A 14039-nucleotide genomic window follows, 5' to 3' on the forward strand; every position below is an offset into this window, starting at 1 on the left:
GCTCATTGGACGCGGGAGCGAGCCGGTTCGAAGTGAACAGCGGGTGAAGGAACGGTCTCAGGTCACCGGGAACCAGGTCCCGGACGCCCATTCGGTGGCGCCCCAGGCTTTTCGCTCGTCCGCTCGTGGGTCGAGCACCAGGTCCGTGTCTTCCCGGAAAACCAGCACCGGACGCAGTTCCGGGCCGTACGGCGGCCATTCGGGACCGTCGGCATCCGCGACGCCGTCGCGGACGAACCGCACCCAGGCGCGGTGGATCAGCAGAGCCGCGCGCTCGCGTTTCGGGTTCACGTCGGTCGCCTGCGCGTACAGCGGCAGCGGGGTTTTCCACGCCATCGTGGTCTCGGTGCCGTGCCCGCCGTCGAGCTGCTCGGGCACGCCGGGCGCGGCGATGTCGATGCGGTAGCGGTAGACGGGTGCGTGCGCGGACTGCGCGTCGGCGAGCCGCTGCGTCGGGATGCCGTACCGTTCGTCGCCCATCGCGGCGATCTTCGCGGCCTGGAGGTCGGGAACACGGCGAAGATACGTCTCCAGCAGCCGCGAGGCGCCTTCCTCGCCGAGGATGCTCGCGAGCACACCGGACGCAGGAGCCGTCGCGACGTCGTCGCCGAGCATCATCGCGTACGTGCTGCCTTCGTTGCTGTTGTTGCCGATCAGCAACGGGATTCCGGCCGCGCTGCCGCGGCGAATCGGCTCGATCGGCACCTCCGGCAGCACCCGGGGATGCAGTGTCGGCCGCCAGAGCCACAGCGCCTGGAAACCGGTCAGGATCCGCTCCTGCGCCTCCACGAACTCCTTGGCCGGCAACGCCCGCAGCGCGTCGACGTCGTGGCAGCCGACCTCGTCGAGGAGCCGCCGGGCCAGCGCCGTCCCGGCTTCGGGCGTCGCCACGTGGTCGGCGCCGCCGCTGCTGCTGATCGCCTGCGCGAACAGTCCCGCGCCCAGCGGGCTGCCCATCAGGTTCCCGACGCTCTTCGCGCCCGCCGAGACGCCGTAGACGGTGATCCGCGCGGGATCCCCGCCGAACGCGGAAACGTTGCGGCGCACCCACTTCAGCGCGGCAATTTGGTCGAGCAGGCCGCCCACCCCGGCGTCCGCTTCGGACTCGCCGAAGATACCGGCCAGGTGCAGGAAGCCGAGCGAACCGAGCCGGTAGTTGATCGTGACGACGACGATCCCGGCGCGCGCGAACTCCTCGCCGTCACCGAGCTGCTCGCCGTGGCCGACGCGGTAGCCGCCGCCGTGCAGCCAGAACAGCACCGGCCAGCCGCCGTCGGGCGCGGGCCCGTCGGGCGCGCAGACGTTGAGGTAAAGGCAATCCTCGTCGCACACCGCGGACGGGTTCAGCGGGTCCGGCGCCTGCATCGCGTGCGCGCCGTACTCGGCCGTGACGTGCACGCCACCCGACAACGACGGCGGCCGCGGCGCCTTCCACCGCAGCTCGCCGACCGGCGGGCGGGCGTACGGGATCCCGCGCCAGACGCGGACGCCGTCACCCGCCAGCCCGACCAGCGCCCCGAGTTCGGTCGTGACCGTCGGGACGGAAGCCATCAGAGCGAGGCCTGCTCGACCGTCGGCAGGCAGACCTCGAACCGGGTGTTCCCCGGCTCGGACTCGACGCGCAGGTCGCCCTGGTGGCGTTCGACGACGATCTTCCACGAGATGTCCAGGCCCAGCCCGGTGCCCTCGCCGACCGGCTTCGTCGTGAAGAACGGCTCGAAGATCCGCGGCTTGATGTCCTCGGGGATGCCGGGGCCGGTGTCGCCGATTTCGACCCGCACCTGGTCGTTCTGCCCCCAGGTGCGCAGCGTCAGCGTGCCTTCGCCCTTCATCGCGCCGAGGGCGTTGTCGATGACGTTCGTCCAGACCTGGTTCAGCTCGGCCGGGTACGCCGGGATCTTCGGCAGGGAGCGGTCGTACTCCTTGACGACGCGGATCCCGGGGCCGATCTTGCCCGCGAGCATGACCAGCGTGGAGTCGAGGCCGTCGTGGACGTCGATCCACTGGTGCGGCGCCCGGTCCATCTGCGAGTACTGCTTGGCCTTGCCGACCAGCGCCGAGATGCGCGTGGTGGAGTCCTCGATCTCGCCCATCAGCATCTCGGTCTCGAGCGCGTAGGCGAGCCAGCGGACGGCACCGTCGATGAAGGTGTCGCCGACCTGCTCGAGGACGTGGTCCAGGTCGGCCGTGGTCAGCCCGGCGCGGACGTAGATGTCGGCGAGGTCCCAGCCGCCGTCGATGCCGCGGTCGTCGAACCAGTCGCCGATCTCGTCCTCGCGGTCGGCCTGCTGCATCGCGGTCAGCTTCTCCGCCTGCGCGACCTGCTTGACCAGGCGTTCCTGGACGTCGATGAGCTGGTAGAGCAGCTCCGGCTCGATGTCCTTCTTCGCCAGGAAGGCGAGCTTGTGCCGCATCCCGGCGACGCGTTCGCGCAGGGCGGACGTCGCCCGGACGGCGGCCGCGGCCGGGTTGTTCAGCTCGTGCGTCAGGCCCGCCGACAGTTCGCCGAGGGCGAGCAACCGGCGGCGGGAGCCGATCACCGTGTCGCTGTTGCGCCAGCCGAGGTACATGCCCTCCAGCAGGTGCGTCGCCATCGGGAACCACCGGCGGAACTCGAAGGAGAACTCCTTCGACGGCAGCGTCAGGAACGTCACATCGGTCAGCGCGCGGACCGTCGCGTTGTAGGTGTGCTCGGTCTCCTGGTGCACGAAGAATTGCGTAGCGCCGAAGTAGGCGCCGCGCTGGTCGGACCGGTTGGTCTCCACCTCCGTACCGCTGACCAGCCGCGTCATCCGGATCGCGCCGTTGAGCAGGACGTAGAAGCAGGTTGCCTCGCCGCCCTCGCTGATGACGGTGGAGTCGGCCGGGTACTCCTCGAGCACGGCATTGGCGGCGACCCAGTCGAGTTGGGCCTCGGAAAGGTGTTCGAACAGGAAGAGGCCGCGAAGCTCTTCCCGCGGCAGTGCGCTCATTGTTCCTCCAGGTACCGGTGTACCAGCGTCACGGCCATCGCGCCCTCGCCGACCGCGGACGCCACCCGCTTGACCGACTGCGACCGCACGTCACCGGCCACGAACACGCCGGGGATCGACGACTCGAGGTAGTGCGGATCACGGTCGAGCGGCCAGCCCGCCGGCCGCTGCCCGGCCGACAGGAGGTCGGGGCCGGTGCACACGAAGCCGTGCTCGTCGCGGTGGATGTCCTCACCGAGCCAGTCGGTGCGCGGGGCGGCGCCGATGAAGATGAACAGGTGCCCGCTCTCGACCGTCTCGGTGACGCCGTTCTCGCACAGCGTGATCCGCTCGAGGTGGTCGTCGCCGTGGACCTGCTTGACGGTGGTGTGCGTGCGGACGTGGATGTTCTCGATGCCCGCGATCTGCTCGATCAGGTAGTGCGACATCGACGCCTCCAGCGAGGAGCCGCGCACGAGGATCGTGACGTCGCTGGCGTGCCGGGAGAAGAACACCGCGGCCTGCCCGGCGGAGTTGGCGCCGCCGACGATGTAGACGTGCTCGCCCTTGCACTCGGGCGCCTCGGTCGCGGCCGAGCCGTAGTAGACGCCGCGGCCGCTCAGCTCATCGATGCCCTCGGCGTCCAGGGCGCGATAGGTGACGCCGCTGGCCAGGATGACCGAATGCGCGGCGATCTCGCTGCCGTCGCCGAAGGTGACGACCCTGGCCGAGCCGCGGGCTTCGAGGCCGACGACGTCCCGTGCGGTCAGCACCTCGGCGCCGAACTTCTGCGCCTGGCGCCGCGCCCGGTCGGTCAGCTGCGCGCCGGAGACGCCGTCCGGGAAGCCGAGGTAGTTCTCGATGCGCGAACTGGTGCCGGCCTGGCCGCCGGTGGCCTTCTTCTCGACGAGGACCGTGCGCAGGCCTTCGGACGCGCCGTACACCGCGGCGCCGAGGCCGGCCGGACCGCCGCCGATCACGACGAGGTCGTAGAACTCCTGCGCCGGGCGGGTCGACAGGCCGACCGCGTCGGCGATCTCGCCGCCGGTCGGCTGCTTGAGGACGGTCCCGTCCGGGGTGACGACGACCGGGATGTCCTTTTCCGTGGCCTCCGCGGCCTGCAGGATCCGGGCGGCCTCCTCGTCCTCGACGGAGAACCAGCGGTAGGGCACGGCGTTGCGCGCGAGGAAGTCGCGCAGGTGGAACGACGGCGAGTTGTAGCGGTGGCCGATGAGCTTGACATCTTCGACGGGCTTGTCGCCGACGGCTTTCCACGTCTCGACCAGCGCGTCGATCACCGGGTAGAGCTTCTCCTCCGGCGGGTCCCACGGCTTGAGCAGGTAGTGGTCGACGTCGACGACGTTGATCGCCTGGATCGCGGCGTCGGTGTCGGCGTAGGCGGTCAGCAGGGCACGGCGGGCGTGCGGGAACAGGTCCATCGCCTTCTCGAGGAAGGCGATCCCGTCCATCTGCGGCATCCGGTAGTCGGCGAGGATCGCCGCGACGGCGTCGCCGCGCAGCTTGATCTCGCGCAGCGCGTCGAGGGCGTCCGGGCCGGAGTCGGCGCGGATGACGCGGTAGTCCTTCCCGTAGCGCCGCCGCAGGTCGCGGGCGACCGAACGGGACACGGCGGGATCGTCGTCGACGGTCATCAGGATCGGCTGGCTCACGAGATGCAGCCTACGGCGCTTCTCACGCCGCTGGGGAAGAACGCCGCTTCGGCACCTGGACCCGCTCCAGGTCCTCGGCCACCACGATCTCGCCGTCGAACTCGGCTTTCGCTTCTTCTTCGAACCGCGCCGGGTCGGGGTAGCGCTGCGAGAAGTGGGTCAGGACGAGCTGCCGGACACCGCTTTCGGCGGCGACGCGCGCGGCCTGCTGCGCGGTCAGGTGCCCGAAGTCGCGCGCGAGCCGGGTGTCCTCGGCGAGGAACGTCGCTTCGATCACGAGCATGTCGGCGTTTTCGCTGAGGGCGTAGACCGCGTCGCACAGGCGGGTGTCCATCACGAACGCGAACCGCTGGCCGCGTCGCAGCTCGCTGACGTCCTCGAGGCCGACGTCGCCGAGGCGGCCTTCCCGCTGCAGCTTTCCGACGTCCGGGCCGGTGATGCCGTGTTCCCGCAGTTTGTCCGGGAGCATGGTGCGGCCGTCCGGCTCGACCAGGCGGTAGCCGAACGCCTCGACGGGGTGGCTCAGGCGCCTGGCCTCGAGGGCGACCTTCCCGCCGGCGATCGGGCCGTCCTCGGCGATCGGGTGTTCCCGCAGGTCCGCCTGCTCGTAGAACGCCGTCGCGTGCCGCATCCGCTCGAAGTAGTGCGCGCCGGACGCCGGGAAGTGCGCGTGGACCGGGTGGCTGACCTTGTCCAGGGACAGCCGCTGGATCACGCCGGGGAGACCGAGGCTGTGGTCGCCGTGGAAGTGGGTGACGCAGATCCGCGTGATGTCCGTGGCGGCGACACCGGCCCGCAGCATCTGGCGCTGGGTGCCTTCGCCGGGGTCGAAGAGGATGCCCTCGCCGTCCCAGCGGAGGAGGTAGCCGTTCTGGTTGCGGTGGCGCGTGGGCACCTGGGAAGCGGTGCCCAGCACCACCAGTTCGCGGGTCGACACCCCCGCACGCTACTCAAGCGGCGAGCTTCCGGAGGCGGAACGCCAGAACCAGCAGCACGATCCCGTAGATCAGCGCGTAGATCCCGACGAGCAGCGCGATGCCGAACGCGCCGGCGATCGGGTTGATCACGATGAGGATGCCCGCGAGCACGGAGATCGCGCCGGCCGCGATGAGGAACGCCTCGCCCTGGATCTGCTTGCGCAGCCGGATCGCCGCGGCGATCTCGGCGATGCCCGTGACGATCGCCCACAGGCCGACCAGCAGGGCCAGCAGCAGCACCGTGATGCCGGGCCAGACGAGGACGAGGATCCCGGCGATGATGCCGAGCACGCCGAGGATTCCGTAGGCAGCGCGGTGGGCGGCGTCGCCCGGGCGGAACGCCTGCATCAGGCCGCCGATGCCGTCGACGATCGCGTACACGCCGTACAGGATCGCGAGGACGAGCACGGTGGCGCCGGGCCAGATCAGCGCGAAGAGGCCGAAGAGCACGGCGAACACCCCGCGGACGGCCACCAGCGGCGCCGCTTTGCGGGGTTCGACGACGGTGAACGCTGCGAAAGAGGTCATCTGACGCTCCCGAATCGATTGGGGAACCCAGTATCGCGGCGATCACCCCCGGTTGGCTCCCCGAACACCCCGTTCGGGGGTATCCACAAAGGACCGGCGTGCGCCGCGGCCGCCACCACGGCGCACGCCGGTTGCTCAGGGGTAACTCACCAGGTTGACCGGCTTGGTCCCGGACGGGGTAGCGGCGCCGGTGGAGTTGATCACGTGCGTGATCGTGCCCTGGTAGTTGAGCGACACGGTGACCATGTCGTGGAACCGGACCCCCGGCGTGTTCGGCGCCTCGTACGCGTGCGCGCTGGCGACCGACGGGTTGGTGCTGAAGTAGCAGTAGCTGCCCAGGCCCCACGCCTCGTGACTGGTGACGTTCGGGCCGACCTTGTAGGCGGAGAAGCCCGGCGTCGAGCCGTTCATCCAGCTCCCCTGGTCCGGGACGTCGTAGGGCATCTCGTTCTGGAAGAAGTAGGTCCGGCCGCCGTTGCCGTTCCAGACGACCTGCGTCTTCTGGTAGTGCTCGACGAAGAGGCCGTACATGGTGACGTCGTTGCCGTTCACGACGAGGCCGGTGTCGGCGGTATTGGTGGTCCAGCCGACGTACTCGTCGCGCTCGGCGTGGTCGGCGCGCCAGATCCACATGTGGTCGCCGATGACGTTGCCGCTGTTGACGACGAGGCTGGTCGCGGCCTTGCCGACGGCGGCGCCGCCGATCCGGAAGAAGACGTCGTGCAGCGACGTCGGGTTGGCCGCGTGGTTCGCGCTCGAGCCGGCCGGGCCGACCTGCATGAGCGTGGTCGAGCTGGTCGTCCCGGCGTCGATCAGCAGGCCGGCCACCTTGACGCCGTCGACGTCGTCGACGGACATGGCGGTGATGCCGTTGTCGGGGACGAGCGTGGCGATGCCGAGGCCGAGCACGACGGTGTCCGGCCGCGTGACGCGCAGCGTCTGGTTCAGGTGGTAGACACCGGGTGTGACCAGCAGGTTCTTGCCCGCGGCGAGTGCGGCGTTCAGATCGGCGGCGGTGGCACCCGGCTTGGCGATGAAGAACTGGTCGATCCGCAGCGAAGTGCCCGGCGCGGCGCCGTTCGCCCAGGTCGTGCCGGAGGCGTTGGTCCTGAGGCCGGGGACGAAGACCTGGTAGCCGCCGCCGTTGTCGACGTAGAGGAACGGCTTCTCGCGCACGACGGGCGTCTGGCCGACCGTGGTGTAGGGCGGCGACGGGAAGGTGTTGGCGGGCGCGCCCTGGACCCCGGCGAAGACCATGTTCCAGTTCGAGCCGTTCCAGCTGCCGAACTGCGAGTTGCGGGAGATCCACTGCTGCTGCGAGCCGGACCGGACCTGGCCGTCGATCTTCGTGTCGGAGATCCAGCCGCCGCTGGCCCAGCCACCGTCGTCGAGCTGCAGGTCACCGCGGACGTGCATGCGGCGGTAGGGCGCGGCCTGGCTGACGGCCCAGCGGTCGGCTCCTCCGTTCGGGGTGACGGACAGGTTCTCGGCGCCGCGCCAGAAGTTCTGGGTGGCGTTCTGCGGCGGGAACCAGTCGGCCTCGACGTGCACGGCGCCGTTGATGTTCACGGCGTCGGGGCTCAGGCCGAGGCCCAGCACCTGCGTGTAGAAGCCGACGTTGACGTCGTTGGCGTAGGTGCCGGGCTTGAACATCACGGCGTAGCGCTGACTGCCGAACTGGTTGCGTTCCTGCTGGGAGAAGATGCTGTCGAGCCGGCTCTGGATGGTCGAGCTCGGCATGGACGGGTCGAAGATCACCACGTTCGGGCCGAAGTCGGGCTGGCTCGTGTTCACGGGCGTCAGCATGAAGGACTGGGCGGCGGTGCCGTTGCAGGTGTACTGCTGGAGCTGCACGGCGTCGGCTCCGGAAGCACCGGGCACATCGAGGCACTTCCCGCTGTTGCGGCTGACGAAGTGGTAGCGGCCGTTCCCCTCGTCGACGGCCTGCCACTGCTGGTTGGCGCCGCCTCCGTAGGTCCAGAGCTGGAGGAGGCCGCCATCGGCGGTGGAGACACCGGTGACGTCCCAGGCGGCGGCCGGGTTGGTCCGGGCGTTCACCCGGAAGTAGCCGTCACCTGTGGGCTGGAACTGCCACTCCTGGGAACTCGTCCGGTTGCAGGCGTACTGCTGGACGACGGTCCCGTTCGCGGAGCCGGCGGCCCGCGCGTCGACGCACTTGCCGCTGTTGGCGGCGGTCACGGTGTACCAGCCGTCCGGAGTGACCGCGGCGGCCGCTTTTGTCGTCACGCCTCCGACCAGGACCGACGCGGCCGCGAGCAGCGTCATCACCCGCCGTCTCGTCTTCATGCGAAACCTCCTCCGCCGCCATCCGCGGCGTTCATCGAGAGGCGTGCCCGGTCTGAGGTGGACGCGGCGTAACGGGCGGGGACCTCGGTGTCACAACCGCGCAAAATGTAACGGCGGCCACACCCAGGGTCAATACACGGCTAAAAATAAGGTGTGAACCTGCTGGTCACGGGCTTGTGGTCACCGTGGGGACCCCCGCGCGAGGGGGCTCCGGGCGGGGTGTAGTGTATGGACACACGAGATGCGGAGTTGAACTTCGCTCCGGGGCTATGGCGCAGCTGGTAGCGCACCTCACTGGCAGTGAGGGGGTCAGGGGTTCGAGTCCCCTTAGCTCCACATCGCAACGAACCCCTTCGTTTCAGCCGTTGCGGCTGGTCGGAGGGGTTTCTGCGTTCCGGGTTCGATCTTTAGTGATCGTTGTGCGGCGTGATCTTGTGCTCCTGGTGGGGCAGAACTGGAGCACTGCCCCAGCCTCGACACGGCGTCCAAGCCGTGTTCCCGCTGCTCCCCGGCTGGGCGGCGGGTGACCCCCACCGTGGCGAAGAGGGGGACAACCGGCGCCACCCGCCCACTGTCGACCACACTGGGTGACGGCGTTGGCGGTGGCGGGGCCGCTGTGTGCCAGCGGCGCTCGAGATCGTCGAGCAACCGCTGCTCGACCTCCGGCGCGACGTGGGAGTAGGTCTCGATCACCCGGTTATCCAGGTGGTGACCGAGCCTGCGGGCCTGCGCGATCTCCGGTGCGCCGCCTGCGATCAGCCAGGTCTTGTGGCTGTGCCGTAGCCCATGGAAGGTCGATCCGGGCAGGACCGCCGCGCAGCTCGCCTTCATCCCGGACGCGTCGCTGCCGTCGACGGCGAGGCGGAAGACGCGGCGGAGGAACGTCGAACGCCACAACCACGTCCCGCTCGGCGTGGTGAACACGAACTCATACCGGTGCCGGGCGAGGTGCTCGCGTAGCAACGCGACCAGGAACGGCGGCAACGCGATCGTCCGCGCGGAAGCTCGGGTCTTCGGCGGCCCCAGCCACCGCATCGACCCCGACTCGTGCAACGCACCCACCAACGGATCAATCGCGATCACGCCGCGCCGGAGATCAACGTTGTCCCGATGCAGGCCGGCCAGTTCACCCCAGCGGCAACCGGTCCACGCCGCGGTGATCACCAGCAGCCGCGCGATAGGCCCACCGAGCAGACCGGCCTGCTCGGCGATCCGCACCACCTGCTCCGGCGTCGCCCACACCCGCTCCCCCACCGCCCGCCGTGACCGTCGGCCACGACGCCTCCGCCGGCGCACCGGATTGAACGGGATCAGCCGCTCATCGGCCGCATCGGTCAGCAACATCGACCGAAGGTTCAGCTGCGAGCTCACCGTCGACGGGGCATACCCAGCCCGCTCTAGCTCGCGGACCCACTCGGTCACATCCAGCGCCGTGATCGCGCCCAACGGCAGGTGGCCGAACTTCGGCAGGATGTGACACCGCAACCGGCTCCGATAGCTCTCGATCGTCCGAAGATCCAGATCCAGCGACCGGAACCACCGCACCACCCAATCCGCCACCGTAACCGCACTGTCTGCCGGATCGATCCACACCCGCCGACGCCGATCCACCTCCAGCCCCGCGGCATAAGCCGCAGCATCACGCCGCGAACCGAACCCGGAAACCGACCGGACACCGAAACCTTGCCGCCGAAACCTCACCCGCCACAACCTGTCGCCACACTGCTCCACCCACGCCACAACAACCTCCCGCACCCAAGATGAGACCAACGAGGCGTTAGCCCGCAACAGGTGTAGCTCCCCGGCGTAGACATCTACAACGTCGCCCAGACACCACCACGCAGGCGAGGCCGACGGCGGGCCCTGCCAAGTTTAGACGGCCGGCCCACCATCCACCTCGGTGGCGATTTCGGGCAACCATTCCCGCAAAACCTTGACGAGGCGCTTCTTCGTTTCCGACATCAACTGTCCTTCAGAGGGTCGAGGCAGTACTCGACCACGACTCTGTGCCGTTCCGGCGCCTTGCAGATCAGCACCGCGAGGACACGGATCACGGGCAGAAAATTACGATCCTGGATCACCCACCCGAAGACGGAAAGACCCTTTACGTAGGTCCAGACGCTTTTGACCGCCGTTTTTACGACAAACTCCTGAAGTGGCGGACGACCATGCTCTTTTCGTGCTTCGAGGATCATGGCTGTGACCTTGTCGGGCACTTTATCGAAAAGCTTCACGCCGTCGGCGAGCACGTTCGCCATTTGGGCGAACACCAGAAATGATCAGCGAGTGCCACCTTTACTTCTCGCGGAACAGGACCAGCGTATGCCCGTTCGATGTCCTTCAAGGTCCGTTCGGCGAGAACGTTGCCCAATTGCTCAACCCTGTTGACGACGGGCCCGCTAATCGACGGGCCAGTCCGGGCCAGTGATCGAACATCCGCCGACGCCAAGCCGCGAGCCGTCCCGGAAACCGCTCCGGCAGACTGGGCAGCCACCACCCGCTCGAGCGGTTCAGGTGATCCCTGGCTGCGGCGACTACCACTTTCGGTTCCGGGTGGCGTTCCGACCGGACTGCCACCGCCGGTTGCCAGGTCGCGCGCCAGCCAGTCCACTAGATCGGCGAGCGCGAAGTCGATTCCGGCGATCTTCTTGGGATAACTGATCCGCTGCGACGGACGCTGGTTCGCGTACATCCCCCTGAACGCAGAGATCCCACCATGGCCGGGTCGGGCACTCCACTCAACCGCCGACCCAGTGAGATGACACCGTGACTCTGAGTCACAAACACACGAGGTGGCGGTTGCTGACCATCGAGGTTGAGGTATCTGAGCGCCCCTTTGACCACCCGAAACCGTCCGGAGCAAGGGGCTGACTCGCCCGGGCGCCCGCGCATTGGGCCACGACGCTCGTCCTGGCCGTCGCCGCCGTGCTCAACGCCAGCGTCGGTTTGCCCGCCACCTCTACTCCAACCCGACCAGCCACCTCACCCACCGAGGGCTCACGTTGCAGGGTGGCGCCAAGCGAAGACGTACGAACTCTGCTGACGGGGATCGCAGACGTGACGTATGAAAGCGAGCCAGATCCGGGTGAGGCGGGCGAGGAAGGCGACGCACTACGACGGGGTGCCGGGTCGAATGGCCGTATAGCGGTCGACGCCGCGGCAGCAGGCCAGAAACCGGGTCGTCCGGTCAGGCCCGGTTCAGTTGCCACTGCTGGTTGGCCCCGCCGTTGGCGGCCCACTGCACGACCTGCGCCCCGTCGCTCGTCGCCGCACCGTAGACGTCCGCCGCCAGTCCGCTGTCGTGGCTGACGATGGTGTAGTAGCCGTTTCCGGTGGACCGCAGGTACCACATCTGGTTGGTGCCACCGTTGGCCGTCCACTGCTGCAGTTGCAGCCCAGCCGTGCTGCTGTTGGCGTTGACGTCGAGCACCTTTCCGCTCGGGACGTACTGGAGGGTGTAGGAGCCGTCGGAGGTCGTGGCGATGGTCCAGGTGGCGGTGCCGCTCTGCTGGACCACCTTGGCACCGTCCGCGGTGGAGTTGCCCGCGACAGCGAGCGGCTTGCCGCTGTTGCGGTTGACGATGCGGTAAGTGCCCGGTGCGGGTCCGTCTCCGCCGCCTCCGGCGAGGTTGAAGTACTCCACCGCGTCGGTGAAGACGGGGCTACCGGACTTCGTGGTCGACAGCTGCAGGTACACGCGGTTGCCGGTGGCCGGGGTGGTGAAGGACACCGGCTGGGTGACCCGCGAGCCGAGCGGGACGGTCAGGGTCGTGCTTCCGGACGCGACGACCGCGCCGTCCGGCGCGTCGAGCCGCGCCGTCCAGGTGAAGCCCACCGAGGTGTCGGCGAAGTCGTCGTTGAAGACGGTGATGGTGCGGGTGACCGTGGCGTTCCGGGCGTAGTTGGGCACGGCCTGCGGCAGGGGGAAGGTGCCGCCTGCGTCCGAAGCGCCGGAGGCCGACCAGAACGGCAGGTCAACCGCGGCCACCGGGTTGAACGCCGCCTGCACGCGCTGGATCTGCGGGTTGCTCCAGGGGGCCGGGAGGTTGTCCGCGCCGTAGATGGGGCGACCGCCCTCCTCCGGGGTGAAGTCGGTGGTCCGCACTCCGGGCACGACGCCGGCCCAGGCGGACAGCAGCGTGTACGGACGCAGGTCGGTGGCGTTCTTGCCGCGCTTGGCCAGGGTTGCCGTGGCGAACCACTCGAAGCCCTGCTTGTTGTTGCATGCCGGCCAGATGTACTCGCCCTCACCGTCGGGCCGCCCGTTCACGGCTTTCAGGCCCTCCCCGTACCTGCCGAAGCCGTCGACGTAGTGCGGGATCACCGCGAAGTTGGCGTACGTCATCCCGGGATACCCGTTGAGATTCCCGTCGACGCCCACCTCGGCAATGACCGGCCGGGTGCCATCGTTGCCGTTGATCGCCGCGTACAGGTCCTTCTCGAACTGTTCGGAATCCTGGCCGCTCTGGTTCGGCTCGTTGGCCTGGCTCCAGCGGATGACCGCGGGGTGGTTGCGGTCGCGCAGGACCAGCGCACGGGCGTGGTTGACCATGTTGTCGTGCCCGGCGATCCAATCCTGCTTGCCGGAGGAGCCGCGAATCGCGGTCTCGCCGATGACCATCAGGCCCAGCTCGTCGGCAACGTCGAGCATGTACGGGCTGGCCGGCTCCTGGTGGATCCGCACGACGTTGTAGTTGAGCCGCTGGTAGTTGTCGACCGCCTGCGGCCAGCCGCCGTTGCCGGCCGACGGGGGCAGGAAGCCGGGCAGGGTGTCGTAAGCGTCGCCCTTGCCGCCGTTGTTGATCCGGTCGTAGTCGGCACCCTGGAGGTTGTCGCCGCGGAAGTTCACGCGCACGCCGTTGAGGTAGTAGTAGTCACCGTTCTGGGTGGCCTCCCGGAACCCGAACCGGTACGTGGCGTCGCTGGTGTGCCCGTCATCGGTGACGGCCTGAACCGTCAGCCGGTGCAGCTGCGCCCGGTACCCCGGCCGGTACGGCACGTTGGGCCACCAGTACGAGGTGCTGTCGAGGTTCCACGCGACGGGCCCGACGGTCACGGTCACGGTCGAGTGGGCCCCCACGGTGACCGTACGGCTGGGCAGTTCCGGGTAGCTGAAAGCCGTTCCGTTGCTGGACGACAGCGACCCGGTCAACGTCACCGACCGGGAACTGCCCGACGTGTTGCGCACCGACACGTCGTAGCTCAACGTCTTGTTCGCCACCGACGTACGCACGAAGGTGTCGCTGACGGACACCGCCGGGTACGTCCGCAGGAACGCGGACCGGAAGATCCCCTGCGGTACCGCCTCGGACCAGTCGGCGGCGTCGGGCACCAGGTACCGGCCGTTGGACGCCTTCAACGCGCCGCGGCCCTTCACGGCGACGCTGATCGTGTGGGTGCTACCGGGGGCCGCGTAGGCGGTGATGTCGAAATTCGACGGCGTGAACGACGTGGTCTGCGTCGCCACCACCCGGCCGTCGACCGACAGCGTCGCCTGGTGATTGACCGCCCCGAACTCGATCCACGTCGACTGCGGCTGACCCGAGTCGGGCACGGTGATGGTGCGCGAGTACACCGCCTCGTTCACGTCGGTGAAGCCCTGCTTG

General features: G+C 68.8%; 10 protein-coding genes and 1 tRNA gene. 1 reads left to right on the forward strand and 10 read right to left on the reverse strand.

Translation table 11 applies throughout. The annotated features are described in order from the left end of the window. Positions 1–57: 57 nt before the first annotated feature. From AB0G28_RS27185 to AB0G28_RS27210, 6 genes are all read right to left on the reverse strand, one after another. Entirely contained in the window at positions 58–1551 is a 1494-nt protein-coding gene (locus AB0G28_RS27185) for a carboxylesterase family protein (protein ID WP_361094703.1), read from the reverse strand. Further along, complete coding sequence (locus tag AB0G28_RS27190) at positions 1551–2972, reverse strand: ATP-binding protein (RefSeq protein WP_361094706.1); 1422 nt, start codon at positions 2970–2972, stop codon at positions 1551–1553. The genes AB0G28_RS27185 and AB0G28_RS27190 overlap by 1 nt, the downstream gene beginning before the upstream one ends. Beyond that, positions 2969–4621, reverse strand: coding sequence for an FAD-dependent oxidoreductase (locus AB0G28_RS27195; protein WP_361094709.1), 1653 nt, complete (start codon positions 4619–4621; stop codon positions 2969–2971). The genes AB0G28_RS27190 and AB0G28_RS27195 overlap by 4 nt, the downstream gene beginning before the upstream one ends. A 22-nt stretch (positions 4622–4643) precedes the next feature. Further along, positions 4644–5558 (reverse strand): ribonuclease Z, encoded by a 915-nt coding sequence (locus tag AB0G28_RS27200; protein ID WP_361094712.1) that lies wholly within the window; start codon positions 5556–5558, stop codon positions 4644–4646. Positions 5559–5571: 13 nt separating this feature from the next. Continuing rightward, positions 5572–6126, reverse strand: a complete 555-nt coding sequence (locus AB0G28_RS27205; protein ID WP_361094715.1) for a DUF308 domain-containing protein — start codon at positions 6124–6126, stop codon at positions 5572–5574. Between the two features lie 135 nt (positions 6127–6261). Then, entirely contained in the window at positions 6262–8433 is a 2172-nt protein-coding gene (locus AB0G28_RS27210) for an RICIN domain-containing protein (protein ID WP_361094718.1), read from the reverse strand. A 263-nt stretch (positions 8434–8696) separates the two neighbouring features. Here AB0G28_RS27210 and AB0G28_RS27215 point away from each other — a divergent pair. Continuing rightward, a tRNA-Ala gene (locus AB0G28_RS27215) sits at positions 8697–8769 on the forward strand. Here AB0G28_RS27215 and AB0G28_RS27220 read toward each other — a convergent pair. The 4 genes from AB0G28_RS27220 to AB0G28_RS27235 form a co-directional block, all read right to left on the reverse strand. Then, on the reverse strand, positions 8761–10173 hold the full coding sequence (locus AB0G28_RS27220) for a site-specific integrase (protein WP_361094721.1): 1413 nt from the start codon (positions 10171–10173) through the stop codon (positions 8761–8763). The two genes, AB0G28_RS27215 and AB0G28_RS27220, sit on opposite strands and share 9 nt — an antisense overlap. Positions 10174–10394: 221 nt before the next feature. Beyond that, on the reverse strand, positions 10395–10691 hold the full coding sequence (locus tag AB0G28_RS27225) for a hypothetical protein (protein WP_361094725.1): 297 nt from the start codon (positions 10689–10691) through the stop codon (positions 10395–10397). Further along, a complete protein-coding gene (locus AB0G28_RS27230; RefSeq protein ID WP_361094728.1) occupies positions 10664–11125 on the reverse strand; it encodes a hypothetical protein in 462 nt (153 codons plus the stop codon). The genes AB0G28_RS27225 and AB0G28_RS27230 overlap by 28 nt, the downstream gene beginning before the upstream one ends. Positions 11126–11620: 495 nt before the next feature. Then, the coding region (locus tag AB0G28_RS27235) for an RICIN domain-containing protein (protein ID WP_361094731.1) at positions 11621–14039 on the reverse strand (2419 nt) is incomplete at its 5' end.

The organism is Amycolatopsis sp. NPDC021455, assembly GCF_040640995.1.
Lineage (GTDB): Bacteria > Actinomycetota > Actinomycetes > Mycobacteriales > Pseudonocardiaceae > Amycolatopsis.

Excerpts from the sequence above, each read along its gene's own strand:
- AB0G28_RS27185 (WP_361094703.1), bottom strand. The coding sequence starts at position 1,551 with ATGGCTTCCGTCCCGACGGTCACGACCGAACTCGGGGCGCTGGTCGGG.
- AB0G28_RS27190 (WP_361094706.1), bottom strand. The coding sequence starts at position 2,972 with ATGAGCGCACTGCCGCGGGAAGAGCTTCGCGGCCTCTTCCTGTTCGAA.
- AB0G28_RS27205 (WP_361094715.1), bottom strand. The coding sequence starts at position 6,126 with ATGACCTCTTTCGCAGCGTTCACCGTCGTCGAACCCCGCAAAGCGGCG.
- AB0G28_RS27210 (WP_361094718.1), bottom strand. The coding sequence starts at position 8,433 with ATGAAGACGAGACGGCGGGTGATGACGCTGCTCGCGGCCGCGTCGGTC.
- AB0G28_RS27225 (WP_361094725.1), bottom strand. The coding sequence starts at position 10,691 with ATGGCGAACGTGCTCGCCGACGGCGTGAAGCTTTTCGATAAAGTGCCC.
- AB0G28_RS27230 (WP_361094728.1), bottom strand. The coding sequence starts at position 11,125 with ATGTACGCGAACCAGCGTCCGTCGCAGCGGATCAGTTATCCCAAGAAG.